Origin of the sequence: Schaedlerella arabinosiphila, from assembly GCF_003885045.1 — a bacterium.
GTDB classification, from domain to species: Bacteria; Bacillota; Clostridia; order Lachnospirales; family Lachnospiraceae; genus Schaedlerella; species Schaedlerella arabinosiphila.
In genome coordinates this window covers 3548596-3567094 of sequence record NZ_RHJS01000002.1, presented here as the reverse complement: position 1 = coordinate 3567094, position 18499 = coordinate 3548596, and the positions used below count along the sequence as shown (strand labels likewise).

At 48.0% G+C, this 18499-nt stretch carries 16 protein-coding genes; 12 read left to right on the top strand and 4 right to left on the bottom strand.

The annotated features are described in order from the left end of the window. Window positions 1-94 precede the first annotated feature (94 nt). The 3 genes from EBB54_RS17045 to hydE all read left to right on the top strand — a co-directional run bounded on the left by EBB54_RS17045 (window position 95) and on the right by hydE (window position 3748). Window positions 95-2005 carry a BMP family ABC transporter substrate-binding protein gene (locus tag EBB54_RS17045; RefSeq protein ID WP_125128333.1) on the top strand — a complete coding sequence of 637 codons (1911 nt, stop codon included), beginning with the start codon at window positions 95-97 and terminating at the stop codon, window positions 2003-2005. Window positions 2006-2012: 7 nt separating this feature from the next. Next, a complete protein-coding gene (locus EBB54_RS17040) occupies window positions 2013-2633 on the top strand; it encodes a metallophosphoesterase family protein (protein ID WP_125128332.1) in 621 nt (206 codons plus the stop codon). Window positions 2634-2710: 77 nt separating this feature from the next. After that, the gene (hydE, locus tag EBB54_RS17035; protein WP_125128331.1) at window positions 2711-3748 is read left to right on the top strand and encodes a [FeFe] hydrogenase H-cluster radical SAM maturase HydE; all 1038 of its coding nucleotides are present in this window, start codon (window positions 2711-2713) and stop codon (window positions 3746-3748) included. A gap of 17 nt (window positions 3749-3765) precedes the next feature. Here hydE and EBB54_RS17030 read toward each other — a convergent pair whose 3' ends face one another. Beyond that, window positions 3766-4680 carry an AraC family transcriptional regulator gene (locus EBB54_RS17030; RefSeq protein ID WP_125128330.1) on the bottom strand — a complete coding sequence of 305 codons (915 nt, stop codon included), beginning with the start codon at window positions 4678-4680 and terminating at the stop codon, window positions 3766-3768. Window positions 4681-4814: 134 nt separating this feature from the next. Between EBB54_RS17030 and EBB54_RS17025 the strand changes: the two genes are divergently transcribed. Then, a complete protein-coding gene (locus EBB54_RS17025) occupies window positions 4815-7157 on the top strand; it encodes a glycogen/starch/alpha-glucan phosphorylase (protein ID WP_125128329.1) in 2343 nt (780 codons plus the stop codon). A 502-nt stretch (window positions 7158-7659) separates the two neighbouring features. Continuing rightward, on the top strand, window positions 7660-8262 hold the full coding sequence (locus EBB54_RS17020; protein WP_125128328.1) for a PilZ domain-containing protein: 603 nt from the start codon (window positions 7660-7662) through the stop codon (window positions 8260-8262). Between the two features lie 365 nt (window positions 8263-8627). On the opposite strand, the gene EBB54_RS31250 is transcribed toward EBB54_RS17020, so the two are convergent. From EBB54_RS31250 to EBB54_RS30215, 3 genes are all read right to left on the bottom strand, one after another. Continuing rightward, window positions 8628-8720, bottom strand: a complete 93-nt coding sequence (locus tag EBB54_RS31250) for a putative holin-like toxin (protein WP_243127703.1) — start codon at window positions 8718-8720, stop codon at window positions 8628-8630. Between the two features lie 281 nt (window positions 8721-9001). Continuing rightward, the gene (locus EBB54_RS17015) at window positions 9002-10900 is read right to left on the bottom strand and encodes an IS1634 family transposase (protein ID WP_125126599.1); all 1899 of its coding nucleotides are present in this window, start codon (window positions 10898-10900) and stop codon (window positions 9002-9004) included. A 112-nt stretch (window positions 10901-11012) separates the two neighbouring features. Next, entirely contained in the window at window positions 11013-11171 is a 159-nt protein-coding gene (locus tag EBB54_RS30215) for a hypothetical protein (RefSeq protein ID WP_154677800.1), read from the bottom strand. A gap of 470 nt (window positions 11172-11641) precedes the next feature. Between EBB54_RS30215 and EBB54_RS17010 the strand changes: the two genes are divergently transcribed. From EBB54_RS17010 to EBB54_RS16980, 7 genes are all read left to right on the top strand, one after another. Then, complete coding sequence (locus EBB54_RS17010; RefSeq protein ID WP_125128327.1) at window positions 11642-12397, top strand: hypothetical protein; 756 nt, start codon at window positions 11642-11644, stop codon at window positions 12395-12397. A 270-nt stretch (window positions 12398-12667) separates the two neighbouring features. Continuing rightward, entirely contained in the window at window positions 12668-13126 is a 459-nt protein-coding gene (locus EBB54_RS17005) for an RNA polymerase sigma factor (RefSeq protein WP_125128326.1), read from the top strand. Window positions 13127-13165: 39 nt separating this feature from the next. Further along, window positions 13166-13876 (top strand): hypothetical protein, encoded by a 711-nt coding sequence (locus EBB54_RS17000; protein ID WP_125128325.1) that lies wholly within the window; start codon window positions 13166-13168, stop codon window positions 13874-13876. 21 nt (window positions 13877-13897) lie between these two features. Then, window positions 13898-14644: an ABC transporter ATP-binding protein gene (locus EBB54_RS16995; protein WP_125128324.1), complete on the top strand. Its 747-nt coding sequence runs from the start codon at window positions 13898-13900 to the stop codon at window positions 14642-14644. After that, window positions 14641-16020, top strand: coding sequence for an ABC transporter permease subunit (locus EBB54_RS16990; protein WP_125128323.1), 1380 nt, complete (start codon window positions 14641-14643; stop codon window positions 16018-16020). The genes EBB54_RS16995 and EBB54_RS16990 overlap by 4 nt, the downstream gene beginning before the upstream one ends. 339 nt (window positions 16021-16359) lie before the next feature. Then, entirely contained in the window at window positions 16360-17415 is a 1056-nt protein-coding gene (locus EBB54_RS16985) for a response regulator transcription factor (protein WP_162307165.1), read from the top strand. Window positions 17416-17517: 102 nt separating this feature from the next. After that, window positions 17518-18498, top strand: coding sequence for a helix-turn-helix transcriptional regulator (locus EBB54_RS16980; protein ID WP_243127887.1), 981 nt, complete (start codon window positions 17518-17520; stop codon window positions 18496-18498). Window position 18499: the final 1 nt, after the last annotated feature.

Below are 18499 nucleotides of genomic sequence, written 5' to 3'. Positions count from 1 at the left end.
CCCTTTTTCTTGACAGAATAGAAACAAAGTGATAACATACAGATTCGATTAAGGCAGCTTTTCAATGGAAGTGTGATCGCAATAGGAGGGCATTATGGGAAGCGAAGATTACAGCAGGGCATATAGATTGGGAAAAAAAGATTATCAGGCACGGATGCTCCGCGGGGTGAGGCCGACCCTGCAGGTTCTGGATGATTTCATGCCGGAGAAGGGGTCGTATTCGGAGATGCCCCTTGGGCTGGTGCAGATTCCCGCAGACCAGATCGTCGGGACGAAAACAGTGGGAAGAAGTAATTCCTTTTCAGGGAATTTTATGCCGATCCTGCGCGAGACTACGGAGTTTGCTTCAAAATGGGCGAGTCTGAGTACAAGCCATGTGGAGGAAGGAATCCGGGAACCGATCAAGGCATATGAATATATGAACAAATTCTACGTGGAAGAGGGGAATAAGCGGGTCAGCGTTATGAAATATTTCGGCGTGGTCTCTATTCCCGGCAACGTGACGCGGATCATTCCGAAGCGCACGGAGGAAAAGGAAAATAAAATCTACTATGAATTTCTGGATTTTTACCGGTGCGCGCCTATCAATTATATCTGGTTTACACAGGAAGGCAGCTTCGCGAAGCTGCAGGAGGCAGTGGGAAAAGGGCCGGAGGAGGAATGGACAAAGGATGAACTCCTGAAATTCAGCTCCATTTATTCCAGATTTTCCGGGGAGTACGAGACGCAGGGCGGCGGAAAGCTCAGGATCACCACGGGAGATGCCTTTCTGGCGTTTATCACATTATACGGATATGAGGCCATTGACGAGAAGACCACCAGCGACCTGAAAGAGCTGATGACAAAGAGCTGGGAGGAGTTTGAACTTCTGCAGGAGGATCAGGTGGTTGACTTAAAGATGAAGCCCAATGAGGAAAAGAAGCCGCTGCTGAGCCTTCTCCTGCCGCTGAGCATACCGAAGCTTAAGATCGCCTTCATCTACGAAAAGACACCGGGAACCTCAGCCTGGGCCTATGCCCACGAATTGGGAAGGCTGCATCTGGAACAGACATTTTCGGAAGAGGTTCAGACGGTCAGCTATGAGAACGCAACTCTGGAAAATATTGAAGCCATTCTGGAGGAGGCCATCGGTTCGGGCTGCAACCTGATCTTTACGACCACGCCGTCCTTTGTACAGGCAAGTGTGAAGGCGGCCATCGCGAATCCGGAGATCAGGATTCTGAACTGCTCCCTGAATACGTCCCACCGGTACATCCGAACCTATTATTCCCGGATGCACGAGGCAAAGTTTCTGATGGGCGCCATTGCCGGAGCGATGGCGGAAAATAACCGGATGACCTACATTGCGGATTACCCGATCTGTGGTTCCATCGCGAATATCAATGCATTTGCGCTGGGGGCAAAGATGATCAACCCGCGGGCGGAGGTGTTTTTGGAATGGTCCACTTTGAAGGATGTGGACATTGATGAAAAAATCAGAAGCAACAAGTCCTCCTGTGTATCGGGACGGGACATGGTGATCCCGGAGGACGCTTCCCGGTTCTTCGGACTGTACCATATGGAAGGGGGATGGCTGAGAAATCTTGCCATGCCGCTGTGGCACTGGGGAAAGTTTTACGAAAGGCTGATTCGGACGATCATGGACGGAACCTGGAAGTACGACGACAATCCGGCATCCACAAAAGCCATCAATTACTGGTGGGGGATGTCATCAGGCGTGATCGACGTGATCTGCTCCCAGAACCTGCCCATCGGGACAAAGCGTCTGGTAGAACTGCTGAGGGCGACCATCAGTTCCGATATATTCAACCCGTTTTCCGGGATTTTGTATTCCCAGACGGGAATTGTACAGGGCGAGCCGGATCGAATCCTGTCGCCGGAAGAGATCATGACCATGGATTGGCTGGCAGAGAACGTGATCGGTTCCATTCCGAAAAAAGAAGAGCTCAAGGAAGAGGCAAAGCCTGTTATCGAGCAGCAGGGAGTACAGAAAAAGGAAGGTTAACTGTCGAATGAAGATACTGGCAATCGCGGATGAAGAGTCAAAGTATCTGTGGGATTATTACGAAAAAAGCAAACTGGAAGGGATTGACCTGATCATCTCCTGCGGAGATCTGGATCCCAATTACCTGTCCTTTTTGGTAACTCTTTCGTCCGTACCGGTTCTGTATGTACACGGAAACCATGATGGAAAATACGAACGCATTCCGCCTGAGGGCTGCATTTGCATTGAGGATCAGATCTATGTCCACGAAGGGGTGCGGATACTTGGGCTAGGCGGCTCCATGCGCTACTGCCCAGGGGCGCATCAGTACACGGAGCGGGAGATGAAGCGCAGGGCCGCGAAGCTGTGGCTCAAATTGTTCCGGCATCAGGGCTTTGATATACTGGTCACCCATGCACCAGCCTATCAGTTAAATGACGGGCGGGATCTGCCGCATCAGGGGTTTCAGGTTTTCCGGTCGCTGATTGAGAAATACCGCCCCAAATTTTTTCTGCACGGGCACGTACATATGTCTTATGGAAGAAACCACAAGCGGTACGATAAATATCAGGATACCCATGTGATCAACGCATTTGAACGCTGCATCTTCGAATTTGAGGATGAAAATCTAAAGGAACATATTTTTTGACAGTCCCCAACGGCAGACGGACTTCGGGGTTTTTGCCGGGAACGGCTGCAGTATGGAGACAAAAAGGAGAACGACCATTGATTCTGGCGGATAAATTGATACGGGACCATACCCTTACCAGGACGGAGTATATAGAACTGCTGGACGCAGGCGGCGATGCCGGTGTCCGCACGAAGCTGCGGGAGGAAGCGGTCCGTCTCCGAAAACAGTATTACGGAGATAAGGTCTTTACAAGAGGTCTGATCGAGTTTACCAATTATTGTAAAAACAACTGTTATTACTGCGGGATACGATGCGGAAACCAAAAGGCCCGCAGATACCGCCTGAGCCGGGAGGAAATCCTGGACTGCTGTGAGAACGGATACGGACTGGGATTCCGGACGTTCGTGCTTCAGGGCGGGGAGGATTCTTACTTTACGGATGAGAGAATGGCTGAGATCATTCGAGAGATCAAGGCGCGTTATCCGGACTGCGCTCTGACCCTGTCCATCGGAGAAAGGCCCTGTGAAAGCTATCGGCTGTTCCGGGAGGCGGGAGCCGACCGTTATCTGCTGCGGCATGAGACGGCGGATGAAGCTCATTACCGAAAACTCCACCCGGAGAATTTGAGCCTGTCTTCCAGGAAACGGTGCCTGTATGATCTGAAAGCACTTGGCTATCAGGTGGGCGCCGGATTCATGGTTGGCTCCCCGGGACAGACCAACGCAGCGTTGGCAGAAGACCTGTGCTTTCTGGAAGAACTGCATCCGGCTATGGTCGGTGTGGGGCCTTTTATCCCGCATCATGACACGCCGTTTGCGGAGGCAGAGGCGGGAAGCGTGGAACAGACATTGTTTTTGCTGTCTGTGATCCGGATTCTCCTGCCGAAGGCGCTGATCCCGGCAACGACCGCGCTTGGAACTCTGGATTCGCAGGGCAGGGAAAAAGGTCTGCTGGCCGGCGCCAATGTGGTGATGCCCAACCTGTCCCCTCTGAAAAACCGGAAGCAGTATGATCTGTATGACAATAAAATCTGCACCGGAGAGGAAGCGGCAGAATGCAGAGACTGTCTGTCGCGCAGAGTGGAATCGGTGGGATACTGTCTGTCGGCGGAACGAGGGGATGCCGTCCTGTAAATCAAAAGGAGAACTTCCTATGTGGATGGAAGTTCTTTTTTTACGGTTCGAAGCTCCCTGGGCGTCATGAGAAATTGTTTTTTAAACAGGCGGTTGAAGTTGGACAGATTGTCAAAACCGACCTCCTGGGAGATCTCCAAAACGGTTTTTTCGGTAGTTTTCAATTCCTGAAAAGCCTTTTCCAGACGGAAACGGTTGAGATAATGGATAAAGCTGGTTCCCGTCACCTGCCGGAACCAGCGCATAAAGTGGCTGGCGCTGTAACCGCATACATCAGCGGCTTCCTCCACCGTGAGGGGTTGCTGAAACTGTTCCTCAATCAAATGAAGGATCGTTTTTAAACGGTCAATATTGGCGGGAACAGGGGGCTCCTGCTTCGCCGGGTCTGCCGTCCGAAATAGAATGGAAAAGAATTTCATCATATCCGCCTTGACTTCCAGCTCGTATCCCGTCGGACGTAAGCTGCACAGCATGTCTGCGTTGTCAAGGCAGGCGGACAGGGAAGCGTGGCAGTCATCCAGGGGGGTGACGCATACGGGCAGCTTCCACTCGTTCCGCAGCAGGGGCAGCAGGTATTTCTGGCTGCACAGGTCGATCACGCCGCTTCCCAAAAAAGTCATGTCAAAAATAATGTTCTCATATTCCATACGTTCCCCATGTATATGCCTTAGCCCGTGGAGATGTCCGGGCAGTGCGAGGATAATATCACCTGCATGAACTTCAAAAACAGACAGGTCTACCTGGGCCCTTCCCCGTCCTTTTTTGATGTAGACGATCTCCATGGTATCCTGCCAGTGCAGCGATACGGAAGGGAAATCGTCAGGGATGGTACAGGGATAGACGTTGTAGGGGAACAGGAAGCCGGTGTGCTTTTTCGTCTCATGGTATCCGTTTGCAATGGGGGCTTGATTGGGTAAATGTTCTTCTTTCATGATAGTATTGTATAATAGATTGCGACGAAAGTACAGGTATTTCGTTTGGAAATGTGGTAGAAATTAAGATACCAGGGAATTATAAAAAAGGAAACTGGTAATAGGAGATCTTTAGATGTGAAAGGGGTATTCTCATGAAAGCAAGATTGGAAGCACTTTGTAAAAAGTCGATCGCAGAATGCAGTTATGAAGAAATTTATAGAGCACTGATGACCATTGTGAAGGAGGAGAGCAAGGCCAGGGAAAAGGCGGTCAAAGGACGGAAGCTGTATTATATCTCGGCGGAATTTTTGATCGGAAAGCTTTTGAGCAATAATCTGATCAATCTGGGAATCTATGACGAGGTGGACGGGCTTTTAAAGGAATCTGGAAAATCGCTGGCCGAGCTGGAAGAGATCGAGCCGGAGCCAAGCCTTGGAAACGGCGGACTGGGGCGCCTGGCGGCGTGTTTTCTGGATTCTCTGGCAACACTGGATCTCCCGGGAGACGGTGTGGGGCTTATGTACCACTGCGGGCTGTTCCGTCAGAATTTCCGGAATCACTGTCAGAATGAAACTCCCGACTACTGGCTGGACGGCGCGCAGTGGGCCGAAGATACGGGAAAGACCTATGAAGTAAGCCTTGCGGGAAAAGAATATGAGGCGCGTCTGTACCGACTTGATGTGACCGGCTATGACGGGCGCACCAATAAGCTGAACCTGTTTGACTTAGATACGGTGGACGAGGGCATCATTTCGGAAGGAATCCAATTCGATAAGACGGAGATCGACAAGAACCTGACCCTGTTTTTGTATCCCGACGACAGCGACGACGAAGGCCGGAAGCTGCGCATTTACCAGCAGTACCTTATGGTCAGCGCCGGGGCGCAGATGATTCTGGAGGAATGTGAAAAACGGGGATGTAAGCTTCACGATCTTGCGGACTATGCAGCAATCCAGATCAACGATACCCATCCGTCCATGGTGATTCCGGAGCTGATCCGCCTGCTTGGTGAAAAAGGGATTGCATTTGAAGAGGCGGCGGAGATCGTGACCAAAACCTGCGCGTACACGAACCACACGATTCTGGCGGAAGCGCTGGAAAAATGGCCGGAAAGCTATCTGGAGGAAGTGGTTCCCCAGCTCATGCCTGTGATCCGCAAGCTGGATGAAGCCGTGAAGGAAAAAACGGACAGGGAAGATTTGGCGATCATTGACAAGGGGCACCTGGTACACATGGCGAATATGGATATTCATTTTACCCACAGTACAAACGGCGTGGCGGCCCTTCACACGGAGATACTCAAGGAAAGCGAGCTGAATCAGTTTTATCAGCTCTATCCGGAAAAATTTAACAATAAGACAAACGGCATTACCTTCAGAAGGTGGCTTCTGTCCTGCAACCATGAGCTGACGGAGTATATCGAGAGCCTGATCGGCCCGGGATTTAAGAAAGATGCGTCGGAGCTGAAAAAACTGGCCGCCTATGGGGACGATCAGAAGGTACTGAAAAGGCTGATGGAAATTAAGACGGCGAATAAGAAAAAGTTTTCGGATTGGCTGTTCAAGAAGCAGGGAGTTGCTTTGAAGCCGGATTCCATTTTTTCCATTCAGTCAAAGCGGCTTCATGAATATAAACGGCAGCAGCTGAACCTCTTATATCTCATCCACCAGTATTTTGAGATCAAGAACGGGCATCTACCGGCAGCGCCGATTACCGCCGTGTTTGGTGCGAAGGCGGCTCCGGCCTACATTACGGCAAAAAATATCATTCATGCTCTGCTGACGCTGTCAAAAGTCGTTGAAAAGGATCCGGAGGTTTCCAAGTGGATTCAGATTGTGCTGGTCGAAAATTATAATGTGACGGCAGCGGAAAAGATGATCCCGGCCTGTGATTTGTCCGAGCAGATCAGCCTGGCATCAAAGGAGGCATCGGGCACCGGCAACATGAAGTTTATGCTCAACGGAGCGGTTACGCTTGGAACGATGGACGGGGCAAATGTGGAGATCGCGGACTGTGTAGGCGGGGAGAATATCTATATCTTCGGACAGAGCAGCAGACAGGTGATCCGGCTCTATGAAAAAGGAGATTACTGCGCCCGGGAGTGGTATGAGACAGACCCCAACCTCCGCCGTGCGGTTGATTTTATCGATGGGGAGCTGATGCTCTCAGAAGGGGACGAAGGGAGCCTCAGGAGCCTGAAAAACGAGCTGGTCGGAAAGGACTGGTTCCAGACGTTTCCCGATTTTAATGCTTATGTTGTGCGCAAAAACCAGGCAGTTACAGATTATGCCGTAAACCCGGAGAAGTGGGCGAAGATGGCGCTGCTCAATATCAGCGGGGCAGGATATTTTTCTTCTGACCGGACGATTGCGGAGTACAATGAGGACATCTGGCACCTGGGAGAGACAGAGGAAGTCTCAGGCATAGAAGAGGAAGCTGTTCGGGCCGGGAACGGGCATTTGGGGCAGGACGAAACAGATCAGAAAAACATATAATATAGAAGCGCTGCAGTTCACTGGAAGGTCGGTGAACTGCGGCGTTTTTATTCCCACGAAGCAATGAGCCGGGCAGTCAGTTACTGTTCACACCCTTTGGGTGCTCCAGTAACAGTATCCAGCCCATTTTAAGTCGCCTTCGGCGAGGGCTGGATATTATGGCAAATGTTACTTTATTAGCCGGACGCCGTGCAGCAGGGTGCACGACGCCGTGTGAACAGTAACGGGCAGTCATGCCTGCATGGATATTTGGCGGCTTTCTGTATTGTAAAGATAAAATAGATCGGTTATAATACGTAGGTCAGGAATAGAATCGTGCGAAAAAAGAAAAATCCCGTTTTATGATGCAGTTTTTATACATTATGAAACAGCCGTATGGCCATAATGGGATGCCCTTGGGTATACCTTATGAAACGGTCGAATGGCCATAATGGGGTGCCCTTGGGGCATATGCGGTGGGAATTTCAGGGTGTGTATATTTAGTTAAGGAGGGGCAGAGCCAATGGTTTTGAATCATTGTACTATATGTTCGGTTTATGAGACAGCGGATGCGGATCAGAAAAGGATTCCGGTGAAATGTGCGGGGGAGCAGATTCTTCTCCTTCTGAAAAGGGAGCAGGAACTGTCGGATACGGTGAACATTCGGATTGATTTTTTTGACAGCGAGATCGGGTGTATCAAAGCGCACTGTGCAGTTGTCGTCAGGAGTAATTATGACCCGTCCATACCTGCGCCGTGGGTTGCGGACTGCGATATCCTAGATGTAATTGAGATTGTAGAAGCCCGGAGGAGTCTCAGGTCTAATATGGAGAAAGAAACGATATTTTCATCTCCAGAGCAGGCGGAATTTGGAGGGATTATCCAGAATATCAGCGAGGGCGGTATTTACTTTATCACCAGGACGAAGCTGCAGTATGACGGCATACTTGAGTTTTCCTATTGCTTCGTAGAAACGGAATACCGGATGAAGGCCCTGATTATTCGGGAAGAGGTTTTCCGCGACGGAAGATTTGGGTATGGGTGCCAGTTTTTGGAATTTCCCAAAGGGGCTGAAAGGGATATCAAACGGTATCTGCATATGCGCCAGTCGGGAAGGGTATGGTAGAGGAGAAATTCCGGCGCTGGAGCGGTGCGGGAGATGAAACTGCGGATCGACGTTGGCATGAGTTACAGGCACACCTGGTCAAAGTGTGACTTGTAACAGAAAACCCGGAAACCATAAAAATAGGGAATGACCGGGCTTTTCATCTTTATAAGCTGGCATTTTATCATCTTCCTTTCATTCCTGCACGTGGCGGTGCCTTTTGAAATGAATGGAAATGCCTATAAATGGTTTGACAACGGCAATAAAATTGCATATAATATACTTGACAAGACAGCCGGAGGGTGAATGCGTCTCACCCGCCCCGGCGAATAATTAAATTAGACCTAAAGAAATAGTCGTCCAGTCATTGCCAGTGAGCGGGACGGCTATTTCTTATTGTTCCTTTTGACGTAATTCAGGATCGACACGATCAATAATGCCACCGATACGATTAGCTGAAGTTCCTCATAAGTACTCATTGCATAAGCACCACCCTTTCCTACAAGACTCGGAACGGGTGGGAGCACGTCCCCCGGCTGCCTTGGCAGATATACTATTTTCAATGTGCAGACCTGGGAAAAAAATATGCTCCGATATTTCAGTGTTGAAGGGACAGGGAGGATCTGATTAGACCCCACCTCCTAAATGGAGGGAACCACGACCCGTTTTAAACACTTTGAATTAATAGAAGAAGGCGAAACCATTGAAAACACGAGGTTTTGCCTTCTTTTTGGTGTTTTGAAAATGTTGTATGGAAATCCTAGCTTGAAATTTTTTTTATTCTTTTATTTAGCTCTTTTGGCTGATAGTATTTTTTATCCAGACCAAGCTCATAAATGCTATTTAGTGCAGTGCACAGCTTTGACCCCGTATAGGTCGACATATAGTACATATCCTGGACATTTACAACATTCATATTTTTCAGCATCTCAATGATATTATCAATGGTAAAATGCATTCTTTCCGCAGGATCATTGTGGTCAATACCACACCTGCGGTCATAATCTTTACAGTAATCTTCAAGCTGCTTTTCCATCAGCCGGTAGATCAGCAGTGCTGTGTAGCATATCATAAAATGAGCGGTGATATGTTCTTTGGTATGATGATATACAGGACGGCCGGAAAAATTTGTCTTCATAATCCGAAAACAGTCTTCTATTTTATACCGTTTTGAAGATATCTCAAGAATCTGGGCGGCATCATCATCCAGACTGGTAGCAACCGCATAGTAACCATCGTATTTTTCTTCTTCCCTGATCCGTTCTTCATTAATCTCGTAAATATCCTTCACGCTCCCATCCGATACCCTTTTGATAAATCTTGTCACATCATTTGGGCCTTTTTTATATGTTTCAGGGTCCAAATCCTTTAGCAGGCGCTTGGCTCGTTCAACCTGCCGGTTGCGGATATAGCGCTGATATTCCATGGTTTTTCTGGAAAACGTGATGATAATCTTTTGTTTGAGCATCCCTTTGGCTTTTACCTGTCTCTTTTTTCCATTTTTACATATTTTTTCTTCATAGAAACCCAGGTCTTCCAGACGGTCAGCATTTATTATTTTGTATGCCTTGTCCTGATAAAGACGATAATTTTCTTTTTTATGATGGTCAAAGCTTTTCATGCTATCAATCGTAACCGGATCATCGGAAGAAAGAAGCCGGTAGTCGCAATCGTTAAAAACAGCTTCCTGCAGAGTGCCTGCCATTTTTTTGATTGACTGGGTCACAATAAAAGCCCGCCCACCCATGGAATTAAAACGTCTGATATTGAGTGACCCCAGCCCTGCATCTGCACAATAAATAAACGTCTTCCCTTTAAACATTTTTGTCAGTTCTTTTTCCAAGGGGATGGCAAGTGTCTGTTCATTATCTGACCCCGGGGCAAGACACATGGAAAGAGGAATCCCGTCCGCGTCCATGAAGAGTCCCATCTCTACCAATGGTGCGGGCTGATGCTGTTTGGAAGGGCCGTATTTACGGAAGCCTTTTATAAATTCCCCGGTCACTTCATCAACATAATCATCATCAGGCGACTCAACTTCAAAATAAAAATTTGTGCAGTCAAAGTAACATACGGAAGTATTACGCCTGACAATCCTGCAGCTATATTGGAAAAGGTTCTGGAGATATCCGGTATAGTTTTCAGCCAGAAGATCCAGTGTCCGGTGGATATGCTGGTACCCAATTTCCGGCTGCTCATAATAACGGCCCAGATGGCGGAGCGTAGCAAACTTGGATTCTGGTTCCAGTATTCTTGCGCAGGTCAGAAACCGGTTCACAAGGTTGGGGTCGAAGGTGATCCGGGAATCAGCGGATACTTTTTTGAGGAAGCTGCCAATTGCAAGGTTATGATAAACGGACTGCAGGAAAAAGTAGCCGATATTGCGGCTGGTGTCCGATGAAATAAGGTCATTTGATGCTTTGATCTTTTCGTCAAAGTCGATTGTCACCTCCATAGAGACCTTACTGTTTTTCATCTGCTCGTTATATTCGGCAACTTTTTGCTTGGCATAAGCAAGGGGATCATCAGTGATCTTAAGAAGATCCAAGTGTTTACCGATCACAGCTACATTTCTGGTAGAAGTCTTTTTGCCATTGCGGAATCCTTGCTGGATAAAATAAGTTGGGTTTTTTGATTTTCTGTCATAATTCAATTTCATAATACCATTATAACACAATATACAACTCCGTACAACATATAATTTTATAAAATTTGACATAAAAAAAGCCGCATTTTTGCGGTTTATGGCGTTTTTTGCGGTTCAAAAGTGTTTAAAACCCGTTCAGGATCGACACGATCAATAATGCCACCGATACGATTAGCTGAAGTTCCTCATAAGTACTCATTGCATAAGCACCACCCTTTCCTACAAGACTCGGAACGGGTGGGAGCACGTCCCCCGGCTGCCTTGGCAGATATACTATTTTCAATGTGCAGACCTGGGAAAAAAATATGCTCCGATATTTCAGTGTTGAAGGGACAGGGAGGATCTGATTAGACCCCACCTCCTAAATGGAGGGAACCACGACCCTGAATCAGGGCCCCATCCGGAAATTATGAGGGGCGTCCTATGAGTGCCACCTCGCCACAGAAAAATCCCTGCGTCAATTTCCCGATTTGAAATCGAAAAACAGGTACCATTTTAAATGGACCCTGCCGCTGATTGGATGCACCCGTTTGGGCGTGTCAACTTATTGGTATGATTCGGCACTTGTGTCGATGATTAGCCTTGGGGTAAGTTGAGAGTTCTTTTTATCATCTAACCATAATTTATACAATTTATCATCTATGGTTCCATTATGAATGAAATATGTGAACTTGCAGTGAACTGGGTTACAAAATTTCCCGGTTTATGCTATACTGGGAAAATCAAATGAATAGGGAAGGGGGGAGAAGCGGAATGTTGGATCAAAAAGATTTGATGGCTATTGCCGAATTAATTAATGTCAGGGCAGAGCAAACAGAGGACAAATTGGGCAAACGTATAGATACACGTGTAGAGCAGGCCGAGGAAAGATTGAGTGCTCAGATAGATACACGTGTAGAGCAGGCCGAGGAAAGATTGAGTGCTCAGATAGATACACGTGTAGAGCAGGCCGAGGAAAGATTGAGTGCTCAGATAGATACACGTGTAGAGCAGGCTGAGAAGCGTCTGAGTGAAGAGATGGATGTCAAAATACGTCAGTCAGAGAAACGTCTGAGTGTAGAGATGGATGACAAAATACGCCAGTCAGAGAAGCGTCTGAGCAAAGAGATGGATGTCAAAATACGTCAGTCAGAGAAGCGTCTGAGCGAAGAGATGGATGACAAAATATGTCAGTCAGAGAAGCGTCTGGGCAAAGAGATAGATGACAAAATATGTCAGTCAGAGAAGCGTCTGGGCAAAGAAATGGATGTCAAAATACGTCAATCCGAGAAGCGGATCAGTGAACAGATGGACACCAGAATCAGCCAATCTGAAGAATTTCTATTTGATGAGATGGAGCGGTATGATAAAAAGTATCAAAAAGAGTTTGACAATGTAAAGAAGCGGCTTGGAATTTTTGAGGGCTACTACCGTATGATCGGAAATGAAAATGAAACACTCAAATTGTCTCTGAAGTTGATTGGGAATCTGGATCAAAGAGTTTCCAAGCTTGAAGCGAGGGCCGTTTAAAAGTTCAGGTTTACGAGATTTAATCTCAAAGAGTGTTATTGGAAATATAATTGAATTACATAAGTATAAAAGGGATGTTCTTCCACAGCGGGAGGGCATCTTTTCCATTTACAGCCAAAAGCCGGAGCAGTTCAGACCGTGCTTTGCTTTGAATTTTTTTCGTATATTCTAAAATTTTTCCAAATAGACCCGCACATCTGTGCCGTGTAAACCGTTAATCAAAGTGAAGGAGGACACCCGGCAGGCGCAAAGGAGGTTTCAGTTCGAACCATGGATTTAGAAGATCAGTATGATAAAATATACCGCTACTGCTATTTTAAGCTGGGGCATCGGCAGATGGCAGAGGATGTGACACAGGAAACGTTTCTTCGCTTTCTGGAAAGCAGAGATTACTGTGAGCGCGGGAAAAAATTACAGTTTCTCTATACGATTGCGCGAAACCTGTGTATGGATGCGTACCGGCGTACCCGGACAGAACCGCTGGAGGAGCTTGCAGAACTTGCAGATGAAGCCCCGGAAAATCAGGTGCTTATGAGTATAGCTGTGAAAACGGCGTTGTCACAGCTTGCAGAAGAGGAACAGGAGCTGCTGCTTCTTCGATATGTCAATGAGCTTACGGTATCGGAGATCTGCGGGCTTTTACAGGTATCAAGATTTGCGGTTTACAGGAAAATACAGAAAGCGCTGAAACGGCTTCGGGCTCTGCTGGACAGAGAGGATTTTGGATGAGGCTTAAATCGGCGGCAGTTGACGACGGGAGGGATTCAGATGGATGAGAAATTAAAAAAGGCGCTGCGGGACGCATTCGAACCGCCTGCGCCGAAACAAAAGGAAGCATTTTTGAAAAGGATACCGCAGCCGGGGATCAGCAATCTGTCCTTTGTGCTTTCGCAGGCAGGATATATCCGGAAATATGTATGGGGGATTTCCGCCGTTCTGTTTGGGATTGCATTTATGGGAGCCCATATGTTCGGAAAGGATGTGATGTGGGGGATTTCCGCGCTGCTCCCGTTTGCGGCAGTATCTGTTGTGACGGAACAGAATCGGTCCCATATATTCTTGATGTCCGAGCTGGAAATGGCCGCCCGCTTTTCCTTAAAAAGCGTGGTGCTTGCAAGGATGGAAATTCTGGGTATCGTACATTTGCTTCTGCTGCTTTTTCTGATCCCGGTTTGCGCTCGGCTTCACGGGGCATCTGTTTTTCAGACAGGGCTGTATCTGCTGGTGCCCTACCTGCTGACAGCCGATGCCGGATTGTGGGCGGCGCGGAGAACAAAGGGGGCGGAATCTTGGTATGCGTGTTTTGGGATTGCGGCCTGTGTCAGCGTTCTCAATCTGATTGTACAGAAGCTGTATCCGGTTCTGTTCGGGACAAGGTACATTCCGGCCTGGACCTTGATGCTGACGGCGGTAGCCATATATGGGGTGAAAGAGTGGAAACGCAGTATGAACAGACTTTCAGAACTTCTTTGTGTATGATTTCAGAATGGAGGGATTGGTATGGAACTTATTTTAGACAGAGTCACAAAGCAATTTCGGAATAAAATTGCGGTAGACCGTATTTCACTCAGACTGCATCCGGGAGTGTACGGCCTGCTGGGGGCTAACGGGGCAGGAAAAACAACGCTTCTGCGGCTGATCTGCGGAATCTTAAGATGTGACAGCGGAACCGTTTCCTTAGACGGCCTGGATGTATCCACGGAGGAATATCGTGCAGGGCTGGGGTATCTGCCCCAGGATTTTGGCTACTATCCGGAATTTACGGGAATGGATTTTCTTGTTTACATGGCGACCCTGAAAGGGCTGGCCAGATCCCAGGCAGGACGCAGGGCGGCGGAACTTCTGGAGTTGGTATCTCTGGGAGATATGGGCAGGAAAAAAATAAAAACCTATTCCGGCGGCATGAAGCAGCGGCTGGGAATCGCGCAGGCGCTTTTGAACCGCCCGCGGCTTCTGATTCTGGATGAACCCACGGCGGGGCTGGACCCGAAGGAACGTGCCCGTTTCCGGAATCTGATTGGGGAAGCCGGGAAGGAAGGGATTGTAATTCTTTCCACACATATTGTATCAGATATTGAACAGATTGCGGATACGGTGCTGATGATGAAGGACGGCAGGCTGATCTTTCAGGGAGAATGGCAGGAAGGACAGGGGGATCTGGAAAAATTTTATCTGGAGCAGTTTGAGGATGAAGGTCTGTATCAGAAAATGAATGAAAGCGGGAAAGAGTCAGGAGGGAATCTATGAACGGATCGAAAACACGCCAAATAAAGACATTATACGTTTATGAACTCAGAAAGATCGTATGCAGAAGAATCGTATGGATTACCGGCGGCATCATGCTTTTGCTGTGTGTATCCTTAAGCTTTGTGGATCTCATCAGTACATCATCGGATTTCGGTGAAGGAAATGAGGAAATCGTTGTAAGCGGATATGAGATGATGAAAATAAGAAGAGAATGCGCAAGGGCGCTTTCAGGAAGAAAGATAGACGACTCCCTGCTTCAGGAAATGCAGGATTTTTCTCGGGGAGAGGGGATGAAACGCGAGTCCCAAGACGTGGACCCGGCAACTGGGATAGTAGTGAGTGTTGAACCGGGAGAGACGGATGCAGAGAGAGGGGCAGGTGCAGAAGAAGAGACGGATGCAAAAGAAGAGACGGATGCAGAGGGGGATGGAGATGCAAAAGAAGAGGCGGATGTAAAAACAGAACCGGAAGATATCTGGGACAGGCTGTGGGCTGCTCAGAAGTATACACCGATCCGCATCTACGTCTATAGGATTATGGACTATGGAGACGGGAAAACAATGGATGCGGCCGGGCTGTATTCGGAGCGGGAGAAGTTGATTGCCCAAAACAGGGAGGATCAGATGCTGAAGCAGGAAGAAATGGAATATTGGAAAAAGAATGATGCAGGGCTTGAACTCCCTTTCACATACGAATATGCAGAAGGGTGGGGAGAGTTGTGGAATCAGTCATATGTCGTAAACTGTATGCTGCTGCTTCTCCTCCTGGTCAGCCTTTCCAATGTATTTTCCATGGAGCATCAGCAGAAAACAGATGCGGTGATCTTATGCACCAGGCATGGAAAAAGAGAGCTGTATATCGCGAAGGTTTTGGCAGGAATCACATTCGGCGCGGCCGCGGCGCTGCTTTTGTCTGGAATCACGCTGCTTTCTGATTTGGCGGTCTATGGGGCGGACGGGTTTGGTGGGGCGCTGCAGATCGAATTTCCGCTGTCCTCATGGAGGATGAGTGTCGGGGAATCTGTTTTAGTTCTGTTTTTCATGCTCCTGGCGATATCTGCAATGTACAGTATTGTGATTCTGTTTTTGTCGGAATGGCTGAAAAAAGGTGTGAGTGTTATGGCAATTCTGGTCGGTATTATGACATTTACGCTGTTTATTGATATCCCTTTTCAACTCAGGACGCTCTCACAGGTTTATGATCTGCTGCCTACCAATCTTCTGATACCCTGGGGATTATGGGACGACCGTTTGTTCTCTGTTTTTGGGGGATATTTGACTCAGTTTGAGGCGGCGCCGGTCATGTATGCCCTTCTTTCGGCAGTGCTGTTATTTCTTGGGAGAAGGATCTGGCAGAAACAGCAGGTGGGAGTTTAATGTAATAAGAGCGGATATGATCAGTTGGCGGATCATCTGATGCGGAATGGCTTTGGGAAGGCTATCTGATCAGATTCAGCAGAAATTTTCACTTTCCAGAAGATTGATTTTTACGCACCTTTCTCCATCTTTTGATATAAACCTTTCTAAACCCTTTGAAAACAGGGCTTTTTCGGCAGCATTTCCAGGAGTGGAAAAGCCGGGCGGAAGCGGGAAAAATTTTGACTTTTTCCCGCTTTTTTGATAGGATAATATGCAGAAAAGCTGCCGCGGCAGTTTTCGGCAACTTACTCTTTGTGTTGAAGCCGCATTCCGGGGGGAATGAAGGAGGGGGATCATATGGCATCTTCGATGTTTTTTCTGGGAATCAGTCTGACGATCATATGCTCTTTTTCTCTGTCCATGGCTTTTCTTCTATACGTGAAGTCAAAAAAGAATATCCACCTGTATATATGCCTGCTGCTGGCCAGCTACCTGGTGGAGTTGGTGGAGCTGCTCTATATAGCCCGTTTCTGCCTTCCGGCGGATACACGATATTTTGATCTGATCCATTTTCCGGTTCTGCGGATTTTTACTACGGTTTCCATCTTGCTTTTAGATTTTTTGATTCTGCTGCACATCATGAGTTTAAAATTCCATAAAAGCTATTTGCTGCTTTTCGCGGCAGTGATTCTGTTCTGCGGGTATATAGCCTGGCTTCCCCAGACACTGCTGACGATCTGGCTGTTTTATCTGCCGCGCCAGATTTACCACTTCGGATATTGCGTGATGTTCCTGGTTCGCAGATTTCTTGAAAAGGACGAGGCTGTGCAGAAAAGAATGAGCCGCTGTTCGGTTCTGATTCTGGGCGTGTTTTTGCTGAGTGCTTCCATCCTTTTGGAGGACAGCCTGCTGATCTCCCATATCCAGACTTATTTTATGGATATGCTTTCCGTGACGGAGCGGAATTTTTCGGAAAATATACTCTGGCTTTTTATTATGCTGTATTCTACGGTCTACTGCATGCGGGAACTGGAACGATCCGGAACTGCGAAAAGTCCCGGAGTTACAGAACGCTTTGAAACTGTGTCTGCCAGAACTGCGGACAGATCTGGAATCGTGAAAAGCCCCGGTCTGGCGAATCCCGCTGAAATGATGAAATTTCCCGGACCGGCGGTATCACTGCAGAGCAGAGAGCAGCCCGATTATCTGACAGAGATAGCAGAAAAATTCAAATTTACGCCCCGGGAGATCCAGATCCTGCACTGCATCCTTGGCGATAAGACGACCGCGGAGATCTGCGGGGAATTGAATATTTCCGTCGGAACCGTGAAAACCCATACCCATAATATTTATATGAAGGTTCAGGTGAAAAGCAGGCAGGAACTGATCCGTGCTCTGGCAGAGCATAGATAAGAGACTTTAGAGGAATGTTAGTGTGAAAGACGGGGAGAAAGACGCGGCAGAGGATGCGGCAGGTACTCCCCTGGCAAAAACGAGGTGGCCGTTTTGGAAAAAGTGATATTTTTTTACAGTGTTTTCTTGATTGCCCTCTGTGCGGCAGCAGTATCTCCGGCAGGAATCCTGTATCTCAGGACAAAGAAAAAACAATATCTGTACCTGATCCTGCTGTTTACTTGTTATCTGACGGAACTGACAGAGCTGCACTATATTGTGTTCGTCGGGCTTCCGACCGGCCTGATCAGTCCCGGGGATCTAAGCCACATCAGCTACCCGGCATTAAGGATCGGGATTTCTGCAGCGATCCTTCTGCTGGATCTGCTGCTTCTGTTTTGGATCACCGGGCGGAGATGGAAAAACATCTATGGGCTTTCCATTCTGCCCATGCTTGGGATCTGTATTTATCTGGTGTTCCAGCCCCAGACGGATCTGGTAGTCTGGCTGTTTTATTCCGTCCGGCAGTTTTACCGGCTGGGGTACTGCGCCTGGTTCGGAATCTGCCTGTTTCAGGAACAGGAGCCTGAGCGGAAAAAAGAGATGGGCAGGTACACGCTTCCCATCTTCGGAATATTTCTGCTGAACCTCTGCATACTGCTGGAAGACAGCCTGGTCATTTCCCATATTGATTCTTTCTTGTCGGACATCCCCTATATCTCCGAGCGGAATTTTTCGGAGAATATTTTGTGGATGTTTCTCTGCATATATTCCGCTGGCAGATGTATTTCAGAGATTTATAAGGAGCCTGACGTCCCAGAACGGCAGGAGGAACCCATTGCGGAGCCGGAGGGGGAATTTTTCCCGGTCAGGCAGGAACCCAGGGAAGGAATGCAGGCATTTATCGAAAAGTACAGGCTGACGCCCCGTGAGGCGGAGATCCTGGGCTGCATGGCGGACTATAAAAGCGCCGCGGAAATCTGCGGGGAACTGTATATTTCCATGGGCACGGTAAAGACGCACACGCACAATATTTACGCGAAAGTCAATGTGAACAGTAAAAACGAGCTGATCAGGGAACTGAACGGGTATTTGAATCAATAAG